This is a genomic window from Pseudomonas sp. TH15, assembly GCF_016651105.1.
Taxonomy (GTDB): Bacteria; Pseudomonadota; Gammaproteobacteria; order Pseudomonadales; family Pseudomonadaceae; genus Aquipseudomonas.
The window spans coordinates 3,721,292-3,742,885 of record NZ_JAEKEL010000001.1 but is presented as its reverse complement, the minus strand read 5'-3'; the positions used below and the strand labels follow the sequence as shown (position 1 = coordinate 3,742,885).

General features: G+C 59.4%; 25 protein-coding genes and 1 pseudogene. 12 read left to right on the top strand and 14 right to left on the bottom strand.

The genetic code is table 11. The features are described 5' to 3' along the window. Nucleotides 1-36: 36 nt before the first annotated feature. The 4 genes and pseudogenes from JFT87_RS16800 to ptrR all read right to left on the bottom strand — a co-directional run bounded on the left by JFT87_RS16800 (nucleotide 37) and on the right by ptrR (nucleotide 2,566). On the bottom strand, nucleotides 37-465 hold the full coding sequence (locus JFT87_RS16800; protein WP_201202973.1) for a TOBE domain-containing protein: 429 nt from the start codon (nucleotides 463-465) through the stop codon (nucleotides 37-39). A gap of 94 nt (nucleotides 466-559) precedes the next feature. After that, nucleotides 560-913, bottom strand: a complete 354-nt coding sequence (locus tag JFT87_RS16795) for a gamma-glutamylcyclotransferase family protein (RefSeq protein WP_201202972.1) — start codon at nucleotides 911-913, stop codon at nucleotides 560-562. A gap of 9 nt (nucleotides 914-922) precedes the next feature. Then, nucleotides 923-1,604, bottom strand: a pseudogene (locus tag JFT87_RS16790) (M24 family metallopeptidase). 83 nt (nucleotides 1,605-1,687) lie between these two features. Then, nucleotides 1,688-2,566 carry a putrescine utilization regulator PtrR gene (gene ptrR, locus JFT87_RS16785; protein ID WP_201202971.1) on the bottom strand — a complete coding sequence of 293 codons (879 nt, stop codon included), beginning with the start codon at nucleotides 2,564-2,566 and terminating at the stop codon, nucleotides 1,688-1,690. Nucleotides 2,567-2,666: 100 nt separating this feature from the next. On the opposite strand from ptrR, the gene JFT87_RS16780 reads away from it, so the two are divergent. The 3 genes from JFT87_RS16780 to JFT87_RS16770 all read left to right on the top strand — a co-directional run bounded on the left by JFT87_RS16780 (nucleotide 2,667) and on the right by JFT87_RS16770 (nucleotide 5,967). Then, a complete protein-coding gene (locus JFT87_RS16780) occupies nucleotides 2,667-4,058 on the top strand; it encodes an aldehyde dehydrogenase family protein (RefSeq protein WP_201202970.1) in 1,392 nt (463 codons plus the stop codon). A 629-nt stretch (nucleotides 4,059-4,687) separates the two neighbouring features. After that, nucleotides 4,688-5,284, top strand: a complete 597-nt coding sequence (locus JFT87_RS16775) for a paraquat-inducible protein A (RefSeq protein WP_201202968.1) — start codon at nucleotides 4,688-4,690, stop codon at nucleotides 5,282-5,284. Further along, complete coding sequence (locus tag JFT87_RS16770) at nucleotides 5,281-5,967, top strand: paraquat-inducible protein A (protein ID WP_201202966.1); 687 nt, start codon at nucleotides 5,281-5,283, stop codon at nucleotides 5,965-5,967. Before JFT87_RS16775 ends, JFT87_RS16770 begins: the two co-directional genes overlap by 4 nt. Here JFT87_RS16770 and ydiJ read toward each other — a convergent pair. Further along, nucleotides 5,900-8,926 carry a D-2-hydroxyglutarate dehydrogenase YdiJ gene (ydiJ, locus tag JFT87_RS16765; protein WP_201202964.1) on the bottom strand — a complete coding sequence of 1,009 codons (3,027 nt, stop codon included), beginning with the start codon at nucleotides 8,924-8,926 and terminating at the stop codon, nucleotides 5,900-5,902. The genes JFT87_RS16770 and ydiJ overlap by 68 nt on opposite strands. A 159-nt stretch (nucleotides 8,927-9,085) precedes the next feature. Here ydiJ and JFT87_RS16760 point away from each other — a divergent pair, with 159 nt between their 5' ends. Beyond that, nucleotides 9,086-9,970: a LysR substrate-binding domain-containing protein gene (locus tag JFT87_RS16760; protein WP_201202962.1), complete on the top strand. Its 885-nt coding sequence runs from the start codon at nucleotides 9,086-9,088 to the stop codon at nucleotides 9,968-9,970. 160 nt (nucleotides 9,971-10,130) lie between these two features. Here JFT87_RS16760 and JFT87_RS16755 read toward each other — a convergent pair whose 3' ends face one another. After that, on the bottom strand, nucleotides 10,131-11,336 hold the full coding sequence (locus tag JFT87_RS16755) for an NAD(P)/FAD-dependent oxidoreductase (RefSeq protein WP_201202960.1): 1,206 nt from the start codon (nucleotides 11,334-11,336) through the stop codon (nucleotides 10,131-10,133). A 292-nt stretch (nucleotides 11,337-11,628) separates the two neighbouring features. On the opposite strand from JFT87_RS16755, the gene JFT87_RS16750 reads away from it, so the two are divergent. After that, on the top strand, nucleotides 11,629-12,177 hold the full coding sequence (locus tag JFT87_RS16750) for an RrF2 family transcriptional regulator (protein WP_201202958.1): 549 nt from the start codon (nucleotides 11,629-11,631) through the stop codon (nucleotides 12,175-12,177). A 71-nt stretch (nucleotides 12,178-12,248) separates the two neighbouring features. Here JFT87_RS16750 and JFT87_RS16745 read toward each other — a convergent pair whose 3' ends face one another. Further along, nucleotides 12,249-12,584 (bottom strand): hypothetical protein, encoded by a 336-nt coding sequence (locus JFT87_RS16745; RefSeq protein WP_201202955.1) that lies wholly within the window; start codon nucleotides 12,582-12,584, stop codon nucleotides 12,249-12,251. Between the two features lie 186 nt (nucleotides 12,585-12,770). Between JFT87_RS16745 and JFT87_RS16740 the strand changes: the two genes are divergently transcribed. Continuing rightward, nucleotides 12,771-13,010, top strand: a complete 240-nt coding sequence (locus tag JFT87_RS16740; RefSeq protein WP_008085812.1) for a hypothetical protein — start codon at nucleotides 12,771-12,773, stop codon at nucleotides 13,008-13,010. Nucleotides 13,011-13,077: 67 nt separating this feature from the next. On the opposite strand, the gene JFT87_RS16735 is transcribed toward JFT87_RS16740, so the two are convergent. After that, a complete protein-coding gene (locus JFT87_RS16735) occupies nucleotides 13,078-13,275 on the bottom strand; it encodes a DUF2188 domain-containing protein (protein ID WP_201202953.1) in 198 nt (65 codons plus the stop codon). 226 nt (nucleotides 13,276-13,501) lie between these two features. On the opposite strand from JFT87_RS16735, the gene JFT87_RS16730 reads away from it, so the two are divergent. Next, nucleotides 13,502-13,864, top strand: coding sequence for an NUDIX hydrolase (locus JFT87_RS16730; RefSeq protein WP_201202951.1), 363 nt, complete (start codon nucleotides 13,502-13,504; stop codon nucleotides 13,862-13,864). 15 nt (nucleotides 13,865-13,879) lie between these two features. On the opposite strand, the gene JFT87_RS16725 is transcribed toward JFT87_RS16730, so the two are convergent. The 3 genes from JFT87_RS16725 to JFT87_RS16715 form a co-directional block, all read right to left on the bottom strand. Then, a complete protein-coding gene (locus JFT87_RS16725) occupies nucleotides 13,880-14,122 on the bottom strand; it encodes a DUF1652 domain-containing protein (protein WP_201202949.1) in 243 nt (80 codons plus the stop codon). A gap of 111 nt (nucleotides 14,123-14,233) precedes the next feature. After that, a complete protein-coding gene (locus JFT87_RS16720) occupies nucleotides 14,234-15,133 on the bottom strand; it encodes a polysaccharide deacetylase family protein (protein ID WP_201202947.1) in 900 nt (299 codons plus the stop codon). Between the two features lie 131 nt (nucleotides 15,134-15,264). Beyond that, nucleotides 15,265-16,212 carry an ABC transporter substrate-binding protein gene (locus tag JFT87_RS16715; protein ID WP_201202945.1) on the bottom strand — a complete coding sequence of 316 codons (948 nt, stop codon included), beginning with the start codon at nucleotides 16,210-16,212 and terminating at the stop codon, nucleotides 15,265-15,267. 293 nt (nucleotides 16,213-16,505) lie between these two features. On the opposite strand from JFT87_RS16715, the gene JFT87_RS16710 reads away from it, so the two are divergent. The 4 genes from JFT87_RS16710 to JFT87_RS16695 all read left to right on the top strand — a co-directional run bounded on the left by JFT87_RS16710 (nucleotide 16,506) and on the right by JFT87_RS16695 (nucleotide 19,732). Then, nucleotides 16,506-17,486, top strand: a complete 981-nt coding sequence (locus JFT87_RS16710) for an aliphatic sulfonate ABC transporter substrate-binding protein (RefSeq protein WP_201202943.1) — start codon at nucleotides 16,506-16,508, stop codon at nucleotides 17,484-17,486. Between the two features lie 61 nt (nucleotides 17,487-17,547). Beyond that, on the top strand, nucleotides 17,548-18,390 hold the full coding sequence (locus tag JFT87_RS16705) for an ABC transporter permease (protein ID WP_201202941.1): 843 nt from the start codon (nucleotides 17,548-17,550) through the stop codon (nucleotides 18,388-18,390). Between the two features lie 45 nt (nucleotides 18,391-18,435). Beyond that, the gene (locus JFT87_RS16700; RefSeq protein ID WP_201202939.1) at nucleotides 18,436-19,116 is read left to right on the top strand and encodes an SOS response-associated peptidase; all 681 of its coding nucleotides are present in this window, start codon (nucleotides 18,436-18,438) and stop codon (nucleotides 19,114-19,116) included. A gap of 343 nt (nucleotides 19,117-19,459) precedes the next feature. Continuing rightward, the gene (locus JFT87_RS16695) at nucleotides 19,460-19,732 is read left to right on the top strand and encodes a hypothetical protein (RefSeq protein ID WP_201202937.1); all 273 of its coding nucleotides are present in this window, start codon (nucleotides 19,460-19,462) and stop codon (nucleotides 19,730-19,732) included. Nucleotides 19,733-19,781: 49 nt separating this feature from the next. Here JFT87_RS16695 and JFT87_RS16690 read toward each other — a convergent pair whose 3' ends face one another. From JFT87_RS16690 to JFT87_RS16680, 3 genes are all read right to left on the bottom strand, one after another. Continuing rightward, nucleotides 19,782-19,925, bottom strand: coding sequence for a hypothetical protein (locus JFT87_RS16690; RefSeq protein WP_201202935.1), 144 nt, complete (start codon nucleotides 19,923-19,925; stop codon nucleotides 19,782-19,784). Nucleotides 19,926-19,990: 65 nt separating this feature from the next. After that, nucleotides 19,991-20,302: an AzlD domain-containing protein gene (locus tag JFT87_RS16685; protein WP_177333631.1), complete on the bottom strand. Its 312-nt coding sequence runs from the start codon at nucleotides 20,300-20,302 to the stop codon at nucleotides 19,991-19,993. Beyond that, entirely contained in the window at nucleotides 20,302-21,000 is a 699-nt protein-coding gene (locus JFT87_RS16680; protein WP_201202932.1) for an AzlC family ABC transporter permease, read from the bottom strand. The genes JFT87_RS16685 and JFT87_RS16680 overlap by 1 nt, the downstream gene beginning before the upstream one ends. Before the next feature lie 219 nt (nucleotides 21,001-21,219). Between JFT87_RS16680 and JFT87_RS16675 the strand changes: the two genes are divergently transcribed. Continuing rightward, a complete protein-coding gene (locus JFT87_RS16675) occupies nucleotides 21,220-21,594 on the top strand; it encodes a DUF2784 domain-containing protein (protein WP_201202930.1) in 375 nt (124 codons plus the stop codon).

Here is a 21,594-nt window from a genome sequence, read left to right as displayed (position 1 = left end):
CCGGGATCAGAGGTTCTCGTCAGCCTGAAGGAATAATCAGGCCGGAACGCCCAGAATGATGTGCGAAGCCTTGATCACAGCGGTCGCGCTGACGCCTTTGGCGAGGCCCAGTTCAGCAACGGCATCGCGAGTTACGATCGAGTAAACCTTGGAACCGCCGGCCAGTTCGATCACCACTTCAGCGTTAACCGCGCCATCAGTCACGCTCAGCACTTTGCCTTCCAGGCAGTTGCGCGCCGAGAGACGAATGTCGCTGGATTCGGTCATCAACATTACCCATGGCGCCTTGACCAGTGCGACAGCCTCTTTGCCGACGGCAATGCCGAGGTTCTTGATGCTTTCCATGGTCACGACGGCAACCAATTGCTCACCGCCCGAAAGGGTCAATACCACTTCGGCGTTGACGGCGCCGGCCTGAACATTGCTGACTTTGCCTTTGAATACGTTGCGTGCACTGACTTTCATGACGGGCGCCCTTTTTTGACTTTAGAGTTAGGAAACGGCGTGCATCATCGAAGTTGACGCTATATAAAAACAACTACAGCGCTGCGCTCTGTTGTCACGCCTGCACGTAAACCCATGCATCGACCCCAGACTTTAGCAGCACGCTGACGCGTTTGTAGTCCGCCACTTCGTATTCATCCGCAGCAGCCAGTTCCTCTGCAGTAATCCGGAAAACCGTGCCGACAATCTCATCGGCCGCATTGCCGCTTTCCTGCACGATCGGGTGATGGGTTTTGCCGCTGGTGGCGAGCACGGCAGGATCGGTAATCTCGACCATTTGCTGTTTATAGCCCGGCAGACTGTCCGCGCGACCCTCCAACTCTCGGCCAAAGTTGGACAGTTGCACGGCGCGATCCTGCAAAGTGCCGTAGGAAAACAGCAGCACGGTTTGGGGTGTCGGGTGGGTCATGAGGTTTCCTTAAATGAGCAAGTCTTCGTAAAACGCGCCGAACGGCCGTTGCGGGTGAGCAATCTGGATTTCCAGTATCCATACACCGGCATTCGGGGCCTGATCGAAGTCGCCCCAAATCACCGGCACGATAGATCGCATGGGGGAAGTCACTGACCCGGTGGCCCTTGATTTCCAGGTTCAGCTTCCAGCCCATTGCGCTCGCCTGCTCGTCGGCATAGCGGTACAGTTCGACACCGGAAACACCTTCGCGCCAGAAAGCTTCGACACGGTCGAACAGTTCCTTGGCAGCTGCCGCACAGGCAATCATCTCCGGGTCGGAGCCTGTGGTGTAGGTCGCGCCCGCATCGCCTTCGTGCCCATGCCAGACCACGCCCATGTCGATAAAGAAAATGTCCTCTTCACCCAACACCGGATCACCCTCAGAGCGCTGTTTGAAGGTCTTCAGCGTGTTGGCGCCGAAACGAATCAACAGCGGATGCCAGATCCGGTCCATGCCCAGTTCAGCGAGGATTTCCTTGCCGCGGGCGATCGCTTCGGACTCAAGCATGCCGGGTTTGATCACTTTGGCAATGGCGTCGACGGCTTGCCAGGTCAGTTGCTGGGCACGGCTCATCGTTTCCAGTACAAAACGATCGCCGACCGCTTCCTTGCCGCTCAAGGCGGTTTTTTCGCTCAGGGCTGTGGTCATTTACGGGTTCCTCATGGCTGCGCTGTATAGTTTTTTATATTGCGAAACGCCGATAAAGATACAGCCATGACACAAAGTGTCAATTACTCTTCTTCACGTACTACGCCCCGCTCTTCCAGCAACCGCACAAACATGGTCAGGCTTTGCGACACCGTGCCCCGGCGCCACACCAGCCAGGTGCGCAAATAACGGAAGGATTCCGACAGCGGCCAGATGCTCACCGTGGTACAGCCGGGCATGCTTTCGAGCATGCTGCGGGGCATCAGCGCCAGACCGGCACCGGCACTGACGCAGGCGAGCATGCCGTGATAGGACTCCATTTCGAAAATCTTGCCAGGCACCGAGGCGTCCTTGCTGAACCAGCTCTCGAAGTGGTGCCGGTACGAGCAGTTGGAGCGGAAGGCATAGATGTTCTCGCCGTTGACGTGCTGCGCACGGTGGATCGGGGCATGGTTGAGCGGTGCGATGACCACCATTTCTTCCTCGAACGCCGGCACGCCTTCCAGTGCCGGGTGCAGCACCGGACCGTCGACGAACGCGGCGGCCAATCGACCAGAGAGCACGCCGTCGATCATGGTGCCGGAAGGACCGGTGGACAGGGCCAGCTCGACCTTGGCGTGCTTCTGGTTGTAGGCGGCCAACAGCTCGGGAATCCGCACCGCCGCCGTGCTCTCCAGCGAACCTAGTGGGAAAGACCCTTGCGGCTCTTCACCCGCCACGGTGGCCCGGGCCTCCTGAACCAGGTCGAGAATACGCCGGGCGTAATCGAGAAAACTCCAACCGGCCGGCGACAGGCGCAAGCGGCTTTTCTCGCGGATAAACAGGTCCACCCCCAGATCCAGCTCCAGTTGCTTGATACGCGTTGTCAGGTTCGAGGGTACCCGGTGGATGTGCTGAGCGGCCGCACTGATGCTGCCGTGTTCGGCAACCGCTTTGAAAATCTCGAGCTGGACCAGATCCAAGTTATTCTCCAAACGTGAACGATACACTCAGTATTATTCAGTTTCCAGAAAACAACCACCCCCGTAATCTGAGCGCATACCCACCCAGCAGGACGGTGCCATGACCCAGGTTTCCAGTCTCACCCATGCCATTTCGATCAACCCCGCCAATGGCGAGCAGATCGGCCACTACCCTTTCGAATCCGCCGAGGCACTGGACGCCGCCCTCGCCCGTGCCGCCGCCGGTTTCTCGGTATGGCGCCGGACACCAGTAGAACAGCGCGCACAATCGCTGATCGCCCTGGCCCAGGCACTGCGCGACGATGCGCCAAAACTGGCGCGTATGATCACTCTGGAAATGGGTAAGCCCACCACCCAGGCCCGCGGTGAAATCGAAAAGTGTGCGCAACTGTGCGAGTGGTACGCCGAACACGGCCCCGCCATGTTGACCGCCGAGTCGACGCTGGTTGAAGGTGGCAAGGCGCGCATTGAATACCGCCCGCTGGGCCCGATTCTCGCCGTGATGCCGTGGAACTTCCCGATCTGGCAGGTGCTGCGTGGCGCCGTTCCAGCGCTGATCGCCGGCAACACCTACGTCCTCAAGCACGCGCCCAACGTCATGGGCAGCGCCTATCTGCTGCGCGATGCGATCCAGCGCGCCGGGTTTGCCGAAGGCGTGTTTGAAGTTATCAACGTCACGCCGGACGGCGTTTCAAAAGCAATTACCGACCCACGCATCGCCGCCGTGACCCTCACCGGCAGCGTGCGCGCCGGTATCGCCATCGGTGCTCAGGCCGGTGCCGCGCTGAAAAAATGCGTGCTGGAATTGGGCGGTTCCGATCCGTTTATCGTGCTTAACGATGCGGATCTCGACGAAGCCGTGCAGGCCGCCGTCATCGGTCGCTACCAGAACTCCGGGCAGGTCTGCGCCGCCGCCAAGCGCTTGATCATCGAAGAAGGCGTGGTCGAGGAGTTCACCCGCAAATTCGTCGAAGCCACACGCAAATTGAAGGTTGGCGACCCGCTGGCCGCCGACACCTACATCGGCCCGATGGCGCGTTTCGATCTGCGCGATGAATTGGATCAGCAGGTGCGCGACACCCTTGAGGAAGGTGCGACCCTGCTGCTCGGCGGCGGCAAATCCGCAGGTGCCGGCAACTATTACGAGCCGACCGTGCTGGCCAACGTCACCGATCGCATGACCTCGTTCAAACAGGAACTGTTCGGCCCGGTCGCCTCGATCATCACCGCCCGCGATTGCGCCCATGCCGTGGCCCTGGCCAACGACAGCGAGTTTGGTCTGACCGCCACGATTTACACCGCCAACGTTCAACTGGCCCAACAACTGACCAGCGAACTGGAAACCGGCGGTGTGTTCATCAATGGCTACTCCGCCAGCGACCCACGCGTGACCTTCGGTGGCGTGAAGAAAAGCGGTTTCGGCCGCGAACTGTCGCACTTCGGCGTACGCGAGTTCTGCAATGCGCAAACCGTGTGGCTGGATCGCAAGTAATCCGCAAACCCACAAGGTCTTGCGCAACGGACTCAGATTTCACTCACAACACAAAACTGTAGGAGCTGAGCTTGCTCGCGAAGAGGCCGTGTCAGTCGACATCGTTGTTGAATAACACACCGCTTTCGCGAGCAAGCCCGCTCCCACAGTTGTTCGGTGGTGGGCCGGGTATTTGTGTGCGGCCACAATCCCTGTAGGAGCTGAGCTTGCTCGCGAAGGGGCCGTGTCAGCCGACATCATTGTTGAATGACACTCCGCTTTCGCGAGCAAGCCCGCTCCCACAGGTTTTTGCTGTTGGCTCAGAATTTCACTCATAACGCCAAAACCGTAGGAGCAAAGCTTGCTCGCGAAGGGGCCGGTCAGTTAATGCCGTTGTCGACTGATAGACCGCTTTCGCGAGCAAACGCAATCAGCATGGGCCTGCAGGTATTTCAATCAGGTGATGTCGCGGCGTCGGGCCTTCAGCGCCGAGAACCCGCGACCACAAAGCCAAAACCCAAACCCAAACCCAATCGATATTGATTCCAAGAAAAGCCAACCTGTAGTCGTCAGCCAAGTTGCCCAATAGCCTCAGCCTTCTATAGTGATCAAGTCCCCCTGCCCTTGCGGCCTGCTGTCGAGCGTTGTCTATGGTCAACACCGAGCACCTGATCATCTGCGAGCACTGCGACTGCGTGTATGAAAAAGTCACGCTCGCCAAACATCAGAAAACCCTGTGCACCCGCTGCGGCGGCGTGCTCCAGCGCTATAACGGCCTGACGGTAGAGCAGCGCCTGGCCTTGACCTTCACTGCATTGGTGCTGTGGGTTTTTGCCAATTTCTATCCGGTCATGAGCATCAACCTAAAAGGCCTGAAAAACAGCGCCACGCTTTGGGACTCGGTGCTGGCCCTGAGTCTGGGGCCGATCACGTTCATCGCCATGGTGGCGGCGATCGCCATGATCATCGCGCCGATCTTCCAGTTATTGCTGCTGATCTGGGTATTGAGCTTCGCCCTTGCACGCCAGCGCGCGCCGGGCTTCAGGTTCTGCATGCGCTGGCTGGAAGCGCTCAGGCCCTGGAGCATGCTGGAAGTCTGCCTGCTGGGTGCGATGGTCGCGGTCATCAAGCTCGCCGGGTTGCTGGATGTACTGCCCGGTATCGGCCTGTTCGCCCTGGCCGTTCTCAGCCTGATGATGATCCGCATCGCCGGGCGCGATATCCGTGAACTGTGGGACATTTTATGACAACGCCTCCGGTCGCCAGCGAACTCGGCCTGTGCCTGTGTCACAGCTGTGGCCTGGCCTGCGACATGACCAACGACCCTCACGAATGTGAGCGCTGCGGTGCGCCGCTGCATCGGCGCAAGACGAATTCCCTTGCCCGGACCTGGGCCTATATGTTCACGGCCCTGGCGTTTTACGTCCCGGCCAATCTGTTGCCGGTGATGAACACCCAAATGGTCGGCAACGGCGCCGACAGCACCATCATCAGCGGCGTGCTGGAGTTTTGGGAATCCGGTGCCTGGGACATTGCCTTGATCATTTTTATCGCCAGTATCGCGGTGCCTGGCATCAAGTTCGTCGCCCTGACGTTGCTGCTGGTGACTGTTCGGCGTGACAGCCAATGGGCGCGCAAGGAGCGGTCGAAGCTGTACCGTTTCGTCGAGGTTATCGGTTATTGGTCAATGCTCGATGTGATCGTGGTGGCGCTGGTGGCCTCCCTGGTCAAGTTTCAAGCCCTGGCCGATATCGAACCGCGTCCGGGCATTCTGTTTTTTGGCCTGGTGGTAGTGTTCACCATGCTCTCGGCGATGAGCTTCGATCCGCGGCTGATCTGGGACAAGGACGTCGACACCTCGCTCAGCGACGAAGAACCTCAAGCAACACCTGCAACGGATGGCGCAGTGCCTGATCCGACTGGCGCTTGACCTGGCTGCGGCAGGAATAACCGGTGGCCAGTGCTTCGCCCTTCTCCGCCGGCGCCTCGACCTGACGCGCCCACGACTGCTCGTAGATCACCGCCGACGTTTCGCGGTTGCGCGCCTCATGCCCGTAAGTGCCGGACATGCCACAGCAGCCGGTGGCCTGGGTCGCCAGTTGCAAACCGACACGGTCGAACACCTGCTCCCATTGGCGAGTGGCGGCCGGGGCGTTGGTTTTCTCGGTGCAGTGCGCGAGCAGTCGGAACGACGCGGTTTTGGCCTGAAGTGTCTGCTCCGGCATGACGTTGAGTAACCACTCCTGCACCAGCGCGACTTCCGGGCATTGCTGTATGCCCGGCACTTTCAGGTATTCCTGGCGATACACCAGGGTCATCGCCGGATCGAGCCCGAGCAAAGGCACGCCAATGTCCGCCAATTCACGTAACTGCCGGGCATTGCGCAGGGCCGCGCGGTTGAATGCCGAGAGAAAGCCCTGCACATGCAACGGCTTGCCGTTGGCGCTGAACGGCGCCAGATAGACCTGATAACCGAGACGCGCAATCAGCTCGACCAGATCCGCCAGCAACGGAGCTTCGAAGTAGCGGGTAAACGCGTCCTGCACCAGCACTACGCTGCGTTCGCGTTGCGCCGGGGTCAGCGTCGACAAGGTCGCCACCGTCGCCGGCCGCACCTGCCAACGACGCATCGCCGCATGGAAATCGAAACGGCTGAGCAAGGGCACATCGACCATGCCACCAACGCGCTCCAGAACGCCGCGAATCAGCGCCGCGCCCATCAAACCGTTATACAGCGCCGGAATACGCGCCATGTACGGAATGCTGTATTCCAGCGAGGCAATCAGATAATCCCGCGCCGGGCGCAGATAACGACCGTGATACAGCTCGAGAAAGCGCGAACGAAACTCCGGCACGTTGACCTTCACCGGGCACTGGCCCGCGCAGGATTTGCACGCCAGACACCCGGCCATGGCGTCATACACTTCATGGGAGAAGTCTTCGGTTTGCGTGCGGGTGTTGCGCCAGCGCTGCCACAACGTACTGAAAAACGCAGGCTTGCGAATCGCCTCCGACAGCACGTCGACACCCGCCTCGCCCTGCAACCGCAGCCACTCACGGATCAACGAGGCGCGGCCCTTGGGCGACTGTGCGCGTTCACGCGTGGCTTTCCACGACGGGCACATCGCGTCATCGGGATCAAAGTTGTAGCAGGCGCCATTGCCGTTGCAATGCATGGCGGCGCCGTAGTCCTGCCAGACTTTTTCGTCGATCTGCCGATCCAGCTCACCACGCAGGGTCACTTCATCGATTTTCAGCAGCTTCGCATCGGTGTTGGCCGGGGTAGCGATCTTGCCCGGATTGAACTGATTGAACGGGTCAAACGCGGCCTTCAGCGCTTGCAGCGCCGGGTAAAGATCACCGAAAAATGCCGGCGCGTACTCCGAACGCAGACCTTTACCGTGCTCGCCCCAGAGCAGGCCGCCATAGCGCTGGGTCAACGCGGCAACGCCGTCGGACACCGGGCGCACCAGCGCCGCCTGCTGCGGGTCTTTCATGTCGAGAATCGGCCGCACGTGCAGTACGCCGGCATCGACGTGGCCGAACATGCCGTACTGCAAGCCGTGGCTGTCGAGCAAATCGCGCAGCTCGGCGATGTATTCCGCGAGGTGTTGCGGCGGTACAGCGGTGTCTTCGACAAACGGTTGCGGCCGCGCTTCACCGGCGACGTTGCCGAGCAGGCCGACCGCGCGTTTACGCATACCGTAAACCTTGCTCACCGCCGCTTGCCCGACTGCCAGCGTGTGGCCCAATCGCTCGACGGTTCGATCGCTGCTCAAGTGCTTGATGAACGACTCGACCCGACGCTGCAGGTCTTCTGGATCATCGCCGCAAAATTCGACGAGGTTGATGCCCAGGGTCGGCCGCTCGGCACTTTGCGGAAAATACTCCGCGACGCCGTGCCAGACGATGTCCTGCATCGCCAGCAACAACACTTTCGAGTCGACGGTTTCGATCGACAGCGGCTTGAGCGCCATCAGCGCCCGCGCATCGCGCAATGCGTCCATGAACCCGGCGTAGCGGATGTTCACCAGCATCGTGTGTTTGGGGATCGGCAGCACATTGAGCCGCGCCTCGACGACAAAACCCAGCGAACCTTCCGCACCGCAGAGCACGCTGTTGAGGTTGAAGCGCCGGTCGGCCTCGCGCAGATGCGCGAGGTCGTAACCGGTCAGGCAGCGGTTCAGATCAGGAAAGCGTTGCTTGATCAGTTCGCCCTGCTCATCAATGATCTGTCGCGCGCAACGGTAGACTTCGCCGACCCGATCTTCACGGGCACACAGTGCGCTCAGTTCGCTTTCCTCAAGCGGCAGACCGTGCAGACGCTCGCCGCCACGCAGGATCATGTCGAGTTCAAGCACATGGTCGCGGGTCTTGCCATAGGTGCAACTGCCCTGGCCGCTGGCGTCGGTATTGATCATGCCGCCGACGGTTGCGCGGTTTGAGGTCGACAGTTCCGGAGCGAAAAACAGCCCGGCGGACTTCAGCGCCGCATTGAGCTGATCCTTGACCACCCCGGCCTGCACGCGCACCCAGCGCTGCTCGACGTTGATCTCCAGAATGCGGTTCATGTGCCGCGACAGGTCGACAACGATGCCGTCGGTCAACGATTGGCCATTGGTGCCCGTGCCGCCGCCGCGCGGGGTGATCACGACCTGTTGGTACGCAGGCTCAGCGATCAGCCGTGCCACCCGCGCGACGTCGTCGGCATCCATGGGAAACACCGCCGCTTGCGGCAGGCGTTGATAGATCGAGTTATCGGTTGCGAGCACCACGCGACTGGCGTAATCGGCGCTGATTTCACCGCGAAAGCCGCTGGCCTTCAGGGCTTTGAGGAACTGCTGATAATCGGTGGTCAGTGCGGTGGCGGGCGACAGCTGGGCAATCATCGGTCGGGGAATCTCAGGTCAAAATCAGGCGATGTGGCGGTGAACAGTTGTACGCAACGAATGATTGCGTCAGGCTCCGCCATCTAATGCTGCCCATGTTCATTGCTGGCGAACATTGGGACAACCGTAAATTCGACCCGCTATTGATGACTTTTCCGAATGAATCCGCGCACGCTCACCCCTTCCATGTCGTTATTACTGGCCTTCGAGGCGGCCGCGCGCCACGAAAGCTATACCCGCGCCGCCCACGAACTGTCGCTGACACAAAGCGCCGTCAGCCGTCAGGTGCAGATTCTCGAGAAGATGCTCGGCATGCGCCTGTTCAGTCGTGAAGGTCGGCAAGTGGTGCTCACCGACGTCGGGCGCATGTATCAACGCGAACTGGCCGAGGCGCTTGGGCAGATCCGTAGCGCGACCCTGCAAGCCATGGCGTTTGGTTCAGGCATACACAGCTTGCGCCTGGCGACGCTGCCGACCTTTGGTTCGAAATGGTTGTTGCCGCGACTGAAGGATTTCTACACCGCGCACCCCGGCATGACCGTGCACCTGCACTCGCGCATCGAGGCGATTGACTTCGATACCAGCGAAATCGACGCCGCGATCTGCGTCGGCGGCGGCGAATGGCCGGGGCTGAGTGCTCTGCCGCTGCACACGGAAGAGCTGGTGGTGATCGCCAGTGCGCAACTGTCTGCCGCTGAGCGCAATGACGCCGAACAGCACATCGCCGGACAATTGCTGCTCAACGTCAGCAGCAATGCTCAGGCGTGGGCGGAATGGTTCAGCCATCACGCGCTGCCGCATCGCAGCATGCGCATCGGGCCGAGCTTTGAAATGACCGCGCATTTGATACAGGCGGTACGGGCCAACATTGGTGTGGGGCTGGTGCCACGGATTCTGGTGGAAGATGAGTTGCTCAACGGCGAACTCCTGCAACTGGGGGAACCGATCACCAGTCGGCGCAGCTATTACCTGGTCTATCCGCCGCGCAACGAAACGCTGCCGTCGCTGAAGGCGTTTCGGGATTGGCTGATAGAGACGTTGTGAAAATCTTCTGCGGTCTCCGAGTCACCTTCGCGAGCACGCTCGGCTCCCTCAATGGCTCTGCGCGACTCGCAAAACCATTGCAGGAGACAAGCTTGCCGCGGCAGAACAATGACAACCCGCTGCCGCGCACGCAAAGGGTTGGCACCCAAGATCAGACTGATTACGCAACCACAGGAATCATCGGATCCGCCGCCGCGAGCGCACTCACGCGATCAGCCGCTGGCGGATAAATCCACTGGGTGTTGATCTGAGTCTTCAGGGTTTTGCCTTCCTGCCTGACCAGTTTCACCTGACGATCCCAACCCTCGGTGTACACCGCACCCCAGGCACCGAGATCCAGACAGGTCACGTATTTCGGCTGGCTGTACGGCGTCGGATCGACGCCGAGCAGCTGCGCCGCGACGTTATTGCCCGCATAACGACCCAGCGAGATCGCGTGCTGGCAGGTCATCAGTGCGTAGTTGCCGAGGCTGTCGGTGGCAGCGTACGCCACGTCGCCCGTGGCGAAGATGTCGTCCTGGCCGATGACTTTGAGGTGCGCATCGACGTGCAGGCGACCTTGTTTATCGCGCTCGCCCGGAATCTGCTCAGTGAGCGAGCTGGCGCGCACGCCAGTGGTCCAGATCACGGTGTTCGCTTCGATACGCTGACCGTCCGACAGTGTCACGCCACCGGCATCGACCGACTGCACAGAAACGCCCAGGCGCCATTCAACACCCAGCTCTTCGCTGGCCTCGACGATGGACTTGCTGATCTCTTCGCCCATCGAAGCGCCGATCTTCAGTCCGCGATCAATGACGATCACCTTGAAATCAGCGCCCTCAGCGAAAATCTCGCGCAGACGTCCGGGCAGTTCGGTCGCCGTTTCGATCCCGGTAAATCCGCCACCGGCTACAACCACGGTATTGCGCGCCTGGCTGTGCGGCAGGTCTTTCAGGGATTTCAAATGAGCCTCCAGACGGATGGCCGCTTCTATGCGATCAACATCGAAGGCGTGCTGAGCAACGCCTGGAGTGCCCGACTGGGCCAGACCGCTGCCGCTGGCCAGAACGAGTTTGTCGTAGTGGAACACTTGATGGATGCCGGCGGCATCGCTGTAGCCGACGGTTTTCGCCGCCACGTCAATGGTCTCGGCGGCGCCTTTGATGAAGTGAACGCCGACCACTTCGAACAGTTCGTGGAGCGGCGCTGCCAGTTGATGAGCATTCGGCTCATAGAAGCGCGGACGCACGCGCAACTCTGCCTGCGGCGCCAGAACGCTGATCTCAACGTCTGCACGGCCCTGAAGATCAACCAGCCGTGCCGCACTCAACGCCGACCACATACCGCCAAAACCTGCACCGATAACCAGAATTTGCTGCTTCATTGTGACGCTCCAGAAAAAACCAAACCGTTGAAAGAGTTGCCGAGAATTTTTCCGAACGGCAGTCGCTGCCACTCCGATAGCTCCGACTCTATTGGTCGGACTTACAGCTAACAAGTCAGATAATTCGATGGGTTTAATCTATTTAATCGATACCGATAGAAAGCGGAGCGCTAACAAAGATCAACGTTTCACTGGATTAAGGCGTTAAAACAGACACATCCCACGTAATCGGCAGATTGCCTGGTCGTATTCTGGCTGGTAGTATTTACGACAAATTCAGTCGGAATTAGATATGTCTCTTTACAGTGCTGGGGTCGAATACGGCATTCATTGCCTGGCCTTTCTGGTAGGCAGCGGCGGTGACAGCCGCGAGGCCAGCGTGCGCGATCTTGCGGAGTTGCAAGGTGTTCCCGTGGAATATCTGGCGAAGATTTTCACCAAACTGGCCAAGGGCAAACTGGTGGTGGCCAGTGAGGGCGTACGCGGCGGCTTTAGCCTGGCGCGGCCAGCCGATGAAATCACCCTGCTCGACATCGTCAACGCCATCGACGGGCGCAAGAACATTTTCGAATGCCGCGACATCCGCGGGCGTTGCGCCCTGTTTGAGGGCAATCCGCCGGAGTGGGCAATAGAAGGCACCTGCTCGATTCACGGCGCGATGATGACGGCGCAAAAGCGCATGGAAGAAGCCCTTGCCCAACAGACCATCCTCGACATTGCGAGAAAGGTCGGGCGCAAGGCACCCGCGGAATTCGGCCAGCAAGTGGAAAACTGGATTCAGGATCGGCGAGAGAAAAAAGGCAACGTTGGCAGCATCCCCCTGACCGATATTTCTGACTGAGCGCCGCCCGCGGGCATAAAAAAGCAGAAACCGTTGCCGCGGTTTCTGCTTTTTTGTACCTGAAAACAGCCTTACAGGCAGTCGCGCACCGATTTACGCAACGAGCCGGACTTGGCCCAGGGCGGCCCCTGATACAACGACACCCGGCTGCCATCCTTGTATTTGACGACATCGAGGATTTCGTCGGCAGTAATGACGCTCGGCGCGGTGATGCGATAACCGTTGGAGATTGACGTTTGCGTAGTCTTGGCAACGTCTTGCTGCCACAACGGTAATACACAGGCGGCATAGTCTTTGGGTGCCTTGCCGCTGGTCTTGCTGACATTCGGCTCACCCGGCACCAGTGACGCTGGCAACGAGCACCCTGCCAACATAACCAACGCCAAACTACCGATCCACATCCGCATGGTGTTTCCCTGCTCTGAAAAAAAGCGAATGTAACGTGTAACAGGGTGCACATCCATCGTGGCGCTGCGCCTTTGTGCATGTTTGGACAATTTTTCACAACCGCTCGGCCCAATCACCGACAAGCCTTGCCCCGCAGGCACAAAATACGACTACTCTTTTCTACCGAGAACGTTCTGGAGGTGATCATGCGGCTCAATGAATACGAACACGAACTTCAGCGCGACCTGCAAAGCGTCGCATCGGATTTACGCTGGTCGGCTGTCGACCTCAAACGTATCGCTGAGCAGTTGCGCAAATCCGGCAACGAAGCGGATGCGCAAACTGTATTGAGATCCTGCGAAGTGTTGCAAAGCGATGAAGAGCGCTTGCAGCTCTATGCAAAGGAAGTGAAAGCACGCGCGATCAGTCGCACCAAAGTCCACTGATCGCGAACTGACCCCGCCCGCAAACAAGAAGCCCCGGCAATCCCCGGGGCTCTTTCGTTACCTTCAATCAGCGTGTCGTGTGACTTTGCACGCGTGCCGAGCGTTTTTTGTAGCCGGGAAGTGCTGCGGCATACGCCAGCGCCTCCTCTCTGTTGGCAAACGACGCGAGCCGGTCACCCTGCGTGCAAACACGCCACGGGCCGTTGTTCACACTGAGCACGTCATAGCCGTTCATGTGCATCTTGTTCAGCATCGGAATGCTCATGGGCACCTCCTTTTTGCTAACGGTGGGTTCAGCTTCACGCTTTTACCTTACACCCGGAGCCCCATCAGGTGCCAACGAGGTATTGCCCTGCCCCCCGACGGGCCGAGGCGCAGGCACTTTTCACTCATGCACATGCTCCAAGTCCCGACGGAACCTTTGAATTCGGCCTCGGCTCGAATATTGCAAATTCATTACATTTTTATGACGCGTGGTAACCAGGTAACAGATGAAAGTACGTGCAACCGTCATTTGCGAACAGGATCGCCATGTTCTCCTGGTACGCAAACCCCGCTGCCGCTGGACATTGCCCGGCGGCAAAGTCGAGCCTGGAGAAACCCGCGCCCATGCGGCTGTGCGCGAATTGCAGGAAGAAACCGGGTTGGATGCCGACGATGTGTTGTATTTGATGGAATTGCAAACCGGCAGCACGCGGCATCACGTCTTCGAAGCGTCAGTGCTGAATATTGACGACCTGCGCCCGCAAAACGAGATCATCGATTGCATCTGGCACCCGCTGGACGCGGTGCAGAATTTGAATACCAGCGAGGCGACACTGCGCATCGTCCAGGCGTTTCAACGGCGTCTATAAAAGGTCAGCAAGGAATCAGCCGGCGAAAGCCCTGCGCCCCGCACTGATTTCGGTGCGCAACTCACCGATAAAATTGGAAATGTCACGAATCGTGACGAGATGCTCCGGGGAAACGCCATTCAGCAGCAATTCCACGCGCCCGCTACAGGGCTCGTAGACTTTGATCTGCAGCAGCCCTGGCGACGTCTCAATGCAGTCGCATTTGAACGCTGGAAAGCCGGACTCGACGATGTGGCAAATGTCGGTAATGGCAAGCATGGGCGCACGCCTCGCAGGCGGTGAATCGATCGATCCGTTGAGCATAGATGAGCTATTTGTGTCGTGCTCGACACCAGAATGCCAACTCGCTCACAACTTCCGCGCGCTTACTCAGTGGGCATCGTGATCCCAGACCCAGTTCCAGATACCCGGCAACTCCACTGCCTCCGAACTCTGCTGAACCGTGCGTGCCAGCGCGGCTTTCTCCAGTGCCACGTGATCATCATAAAACGGCTTGTCCGCCAGCCTCACGCCCGTGGTCGCAGCGCTGTCGAGCAGGATTTGCAGGTATTCGCGGGTGTGCCGGGCGGTGTAGCGATTGAGGTCGTGGAAAGTCACCACCACCGGAATCACCCCATCGACCGCAGGCAGTTCGCCTTGGGCGATGCGTTCCCGGACTTCCGAGAGCTGACGCAACATGTTCGCCCGTCGCCGGGGGCTGGCGTTGAAGCCCCAGATCTTGCCGTCGTTGGCGCTCAGGTCGGTCAATAACACGTGCATGCCATGTTGCTGATACGCGGCGAAGGTGCGCTTGTCGTAATTCCAGAACGGCGGACGCACCAGGGTCGGCGGCGCCCCGGTGATCGCGGCGATATCGGCACTGCCCTGGGTCAGTGACTTTTCCAGATCTTCAGGGCTCAACGAGCGATGGTTGGTGTGAAAGTGGGTGGCGGTGTGAAAACCGAGGATTTGCCCCTCGGCATGCTCGCGGTGCATGACCCGGCGACCGATGTCACTGTCGCCGGCCCGTGGCGCGCCGGTCTGCACAAAGAACACCGCTTTGATGTTCGGCTGCACCGGGTTTTGCGCGAGGCTGTCGAGCACCGTGTCGGTCGGGTTCCAGAAGCTTGATGCGCTCGGGCCGTCGTCAAAGGTCAGCAGAAAACGGATCGGCGGCTGCGCTTGCAGGCGCTGTTGCGTCTGGGGCGTCATTTCGATCGGAGCCGCAATGCAGCCCGCCAGCCCGAGAGCAATCACCGCTGCACATACAAGTTTGAATCCGGAGGTCATGTTTTGCCTTGAGCCCGACCACTGTGGTCATGTTGTCGATTGGCAAAACTCCTTCGCCCTTATCCCTCCCTGCGCCCGGATCTGCGAGCCGGGGTTGGATAAGGTACACAGGGTTTGGTTCCGGCGCTCGTTCAGTTAGCCAACGCCTGTTCAAAAGAGCTGTCGATAATCCCCGCCGTGGCCAGCGGTGCCGGCAGCGCTTTGACTTTGAAGAGGAAATCCGCAGTGCTTTGCAGGTCTGCGGCGGCTTGCTGATCGACCGGCCCGACGGTCATGTGCGCCTGGCGCAACCAGTGCCGCGAAACCTGCTGATCGAGATTGGCCTTCTTCGCCCACAGGTCGGCGTACTCGTCGGTATGGCTGTCGACCCAAGCGCGCGCCAACTTCAAACGCCCGAGAAAATCGGCGATGGCTTGACGTTTACTGTCGATTGACGGGGCGGAGGCTGCGATAGCGCTGAGCCCCGGCATCAGATTTTTTGCCGTGAGAATCGGTCGCGCACCGGAGAACACGATCTGCTGGGAAATGTACGGTTCCCACACCGGGAACGCATCGATGCTGCCTTGGGGTAACGCTGCCGCAGCGTCGATCGGCATCAGTTTGATGAAGTCGACGTAGTCTTCCGGCAGGTCGGCTTGCTCCAGCGCGCGCAAGGTCAGTTGCTGGCTCCAGGCGCCGGGCCAGTAGGCGACTTTCTTGCCCTTGAGGTCGGCGATAGTTTTGACCGGCGAATCCTTGGGCACCAACAAGGCGATGGTGTCCGGGTTCTGCCGTGACACGCCAATCAGCTTCACTGGTGCTTGCTTGGCGGCGAGGAACAGAAAGCCCGAATCACCGAGAAAGCCCAGGTCCAGCGCGCCGGTATTCAGCGCTTCTGCCAGCGGCGCGGCGGCCTGGAAGTGTTTCCAGTCGACGGTGTAAGGCGCACCCTCCAACACACCCGACGCCTCGACCGAGGCGCGAACGTTGTAGTAGTTCTGGTCGCCGACATGCAGGACGACCGGTTCAGCGGCGTAGGCAAACGGCGCGGTAAACAGTGCGCTGGTCAGCAGGCTGCACAGGAATCGGGACAGGTTCATCGGAGGCTCCGGGGGGTTATTCCGATAGACCATAACGCTCTTATTACAAGCTTTTCAAATTCGATTTATGCATAAGCTCATCACTGTCGATTTCTACTGTTTGCTCAGCAACAGCGGCTGACTGAACTGTTCCCTGCGCAACAGTTAAAAAACCCTGAACAGCGTCAAAACCCACGTAATCCGGCCCTTCGGCACACATGGCACAGAGCCTGCAATATTCCATTCATGCAGGACGCATTCGTTAAAAATATCTTTTTGGACATAAAAAACCTGTGCATTCGCCGGAGCGCCCCATGACATCGTTCTTTCCTCTTTTTAAAACTCTGCTGGTCGCCAGCGCCCTGGCGCTGGCCTTGAACCCGGTCGCCCACGCGGCCGAAACTGCGCCGACGGAAGTACACCTGGATTACGCCTACTACTCGCCAGTGAGCCTGGTCCTGAAGAATTTCGGTTTCCTCGAAAAAGCCCTGCCCAATACCAAAGTCAGCTGGGTACTGAGCCAGGGCAGCAACCGTTCGCTGGAATACCTCAACAGTGGCGGCGTTGATTTCGCCTCCAGCGCCAGCCTCGCAGCCGTCTTGAGCCGCGCCAACGGCAGCCCGATCAAATCGGTTTACGTTTATAGCCGCGCCGAATGGACGGCGTTGGTGGTGCGCAAAGACTCGCCGTATCAATCCATCGCCGACCTCAAGGGCAAGAAAATCGCCGCCACCAAAGGCACCGATCCGTACCTGTTCACCTTGCGCAGCCTGCAACAGGCCGGGCTGAAAAAAGACGACGTTGAACTGGTACACCTGCAACATCCGGATGGCCGCACGGCATTGGAGAAAGGTGATGTCGACGCCTGGGCCGGCCTTGATCCGCACATGGCCGCCAGTCAGGTACAGGCGGGTTCGCGCTTGCTCTACCGCAACCCGGCCTTCAACAGTTACGGGGTGATCAGCGTCACCGAGCAGTACGCCAAAGAACATCCGCAAACCATCGATACGGTGATCAAGGCTTACGAACAGGCCCGCGACTGGGCGCTGAAAAACCCTGACGCGTTCGCCGCCCTGCTCGCCAAGGAATCCGGACTGCCGCTGGACGTGGCCAAGTTGCAGTTGTCGCGCACCGACCTCAGCAGCCCGCAGCTCACGGCCAACGACATAAGCGCCTCGAAGGCTGCTGCGCCGATTCTGGTCTCCGAAGAGCTGGTGCGTCGCGGGGTGAATGTCGATCAGGTGATCGACCAATTGCTCGACAGCGGTGTGCAGCAAGCCGTCGCCCGCCAGTAATCGAACAGGCTCACCGCCAATCCGCGCGCGTCGCGGATTTGTCGTGAGCGGAGCCACATTCATGACGAGTCACAGCAAAGACCTGCCCGTACCACTCGCCGCGCCACGCCGGCAGTCAGCTCTTCTCAACCCGGCATGGCGGCGCCGCGGCAAAGGCCTGGCCTTACCGGCGCTGATCGTAGTGCTGCTGGAAATAATCGTACGCATCGGCTGGCTGCCGTCTTACCAGATGCCTGCGCCGAGCGAGATAGCCCTGACCCTGAGTGATCTGGCTGAAGGCGCGCTATGGAAACACATCAGCGCCAGTCTGTTGCGGGTGCTGCTGGGGTTCGCCATCGGTGCCAGCCTGGCCTTGGTGTTTGCCGCGTGGGTCGGTTTGAGCCGCGAAGCCGAAGCGTATCTGGAGCCGACCTTCGCCGGTCTGCGCTCGATTCCGAGCCTGGCCTGGGTGCCGCTGTTGCTGCTATGGCTGGGCATCGACGAGACTTCGAAAATCGTCCTGATCGCCATCGGCGCCTTCTTCCCGGTGTACCTCAACGGCGTCGCGGCGATCCGCGACATCGACCGCAAACTGGTGGAAGTCGGGCAGATGTATGGTTTCAGTCGGGCCCGGCTGGTGCGGCGGATTCTGTTGCCCGCCGCCCTGCCCGGCCTGTTCACCGGACTGCGCAGCGGCATGAGCCTGGCCTGGATGTTTCTGGTGGCCGCCGAACTGATCGCCGCGACCAAAGGCTTGGGCTATCTGCTCAGTGATGGTCGCGAAACCTCACGTCCGGACATCGTCCTGGCCGCCATCATCGTGCTGGCGGTACTGGGCAAACTCAGCGACGGCATCCTCGCGGTGCTTGAACGACGCTGGCTGACCTGGCGCGATGCGTTCACCGGTCAGGGCGCGCAGGACTAGTACAAGGAAGCGACTACGCTGAAATTTCCTACCGGAGATTCAGCCATGTGCGGAAGACTCTCGCAGTACCGAGGCATCCACGACTTCGTCGCCGTCCTGAGCATTCCCGATGCGTTGATCAATCATGTCGGCGATGCGCCGCTGAGTCGCTACAACGCCGCGCCGACCACATCGCTGGCCGTGCTCCACCAGCATGAGCAGGCGTTATACGCCGACAACTTGCGCTGGGGCTGGCGCCCGCACTGGGCCAAGGACCGCGCCGCGCCGATCAATGCGCGGGTGGAGAAAGTCGCCCATGGCCCGTTCTTTCGCGCGATCTGGCGCCATCGGCTGATCGTACCCGTCGACAACTGGTTTGAATGGGTCGATGACGACGACAAAACCCGACAACCCTGGCTGATTCGTCGGGCAGATCAAGGGCCGGTTTTCTGCGCAGCCATCGGTCAGTGTCCTACGCCCCAGGTGCAGGCTCGGGACGACGATGGCTTCGTGATCATCACCGCCGACAGCGTCGGCGGAATGCTCGATATCCATGACCGACGGCCCGTGGTGTTCCGCGCAGACTTGGTGCACGAATGGCTCGACCCGGCGACGCCTGCCGAACGCGCCGAACAAATGCTCCTGTTCGAAGGCGAAAGCCCGGAGGCCTTCGAATGGCACAAAGTCGGCAAAGCAGTGGGGAACTCACGCAATCAGGGCGCCAACTTAATTATTGAGCAAGCCTAAATATCGCCGAATGCCCCCGTTCTCTCATGTAGGAGCTGCCGCAGGCTGCGATCTTCTGACTTTGATTCTTCGCAAAAAATATCAAGATCAAAAGATCGCAGCCTGCGGCAGCTCCTACCGGTGAGCCGGTGGTGTTACAGGGGGTGTTTCATTCTTGAGACAGCTTTAATAAAACAGTCGTTTGAGCGAACTAACCGCCTGTCTGACATTTCAATCGTCATACATACATTTAGAGGCGCTACGGATAGCATGCGCGCCGCCTTTCCGATTGACATACCAGTTGACCAAAGAGTCAACAGTCAGGAATCCCCTACAACTTTTACAAGCCTTGCAGAGAACTAAGTTGCGCGACGATTTTGCAATCAAACAGGTCGGTGGCCTGGAGTGTATTTATCTGTCGATGACAGAACGCTTTGAACTCGACTGTTTTATCGGCCACTACATCAAGACCCGAAACCTGCGTAGCGTTCCCGATATCGAACGCGTCCTGCGCAGCACCCTCGAAGGCTATCCAGGTCACCCGCCGGTGATGGTCAACGAGCTCAATGCCTGGATCGACAGAACGCTGGGATATCGGGCTTCACACCCCGATTTCACACAGCTGGACGATATTTGAAACGACGAAAAAGCCCCGCACCAGCGGGGCTTTTTTCGTATAGGAGCGATCAAGGTTTCAGATCCGGCCATGAAAGCTCTTTGCCGTCATCGTGCTTCCACGTCTGCTCCTTGCGTTTCTCACGCTCGATCTCTTCTTCTGTCGGCTCATCGACTTCTTCGTCGTCATCCGCCCGCTCTTGCTCGGTCGTCATGTGCACCTCGCTCCAGTTAAAAGACTGTACATGGACAAAGTGTAGAACAATTTTACCAGTGCAACTTACAACCACCAGCGCAGCAAAAAGAAGAACCCCATGCTCAACAGCATGCTGAGCAGCGTATTACGGGTGTAAAGCACCAATCCTACGGCCACCAGCGAGCTGAGCAGATAAGGGTTGTCCCACTGCAGGTTCAGTTGTTTGTCCGGCATAAACACAATCGGCCCGCAGATGGCCGTGAGCATGCCCGGCACCGCAAAACCGAGAAACTGCCGCGCATTGCTGCTCAACCGCACCGGCAATCGGGGCTCAAGAAACACGTAGCGGTTCAGAAACACCAAAACACCCATGCCGATAATCACTGCCCAGACGATCATGTGCGCTCCCGGGAAAACTTGTTGCAGATAAACCCGGCGGTCATGCCCGCCAACCCTGACAACACCAGGGCCGAGCCCCATTGCCAATAGCTGAACAGCACCGAACAGAACAGCGACACCGCCACACAGACCACCGTCGGCACGTTACGCACCACGGGTGTAATCAGGGCGATAAAGGTCGCCGCGATGGAGAAATCCAGCCCCAGATGTTCCAGGCCCGGGATGCTGCTGCCGAGCACGATGCCGGCCAGGGTGAAGAGGTTCCAGGCGATGTAGAACGTCAGCCCCACGCCCAAGGCGTACCAGCGGTTGAACTGCTGTTTGTCGTGTTGACTGGTCAGGGCGAACAACTCGTCGGTGAGCAAAAAGCCCAACCCCACCCGCCAGCGACCCGGCAACGGTGAAATCACCGAACGCATGCTCATCCCGTACAGCAAATGCTGGGAGGTCAGCAGCAGCGTGGTCAGCAGGATTGAAAAGACCCCGGCCCCGCCCTTGAGCATGCCGATCGCCACCAGTTGCGCGGCACCGGCAAACACGATGCTCGACAAACCTTGACCTTGCAGGGGCGTCAGGTTGGCCTCGATGGCCATGGAACCGGCCAACAGCCCCCAGGGCGCGGTGGCCAGGGACAGCGGCATGATCGCCGCCGCCCCCCGCAGAAAGGCACTGCGCGGCATGAGTGAATTCGACATAACGCTCTACAACCCGTGGAAGGACCAACGACTGTGCCAGCAGACGGCGCCGAAGGCTTGAACAATCTTGCGCACTTGCGGGAAATCGGCCAATCGCGGGCAAGCCATCAAGGCTCGCCACACGCAGGCGTTGAAGTGTCCCTTCGCGACCGCGCCTCAAGCAGTAACGCTCCGACTGGCGTAACATGACGCCCCTCGCAAACACGTCAGGAAGACACCATGCTTTACCGAATCGCCGCCGACGGGCTGGTGCTGTTTCACCTGTTGTTCATTCTGTTCGTGCTGTTTGGCGGGCTGCTGGTGCTCAAATGGCGCCACCTGATCTGGTGGCACCTGCCCGCCGCCGCGTGGGGTGTGATCGTGGAAGTCTTTCACCTGACCTGCCCGCTGACCTATTGGGAAAACCTGATGCGCGAAGCCGCCGGGCAAACCGTGTATGGCGGCGGTTTCGTCGAGCATTACGTTTTGCCGGTCATTTACCCGGCTGGGCTTACCCCGCAGATCCAGTTAGCACTCGGCAGCGTAGTCTTGGCGATCAACCTGTTGGTTTACGGACGAATGTTCCGTGCGCGCAAACTTCGCCGAGCGCTGTAG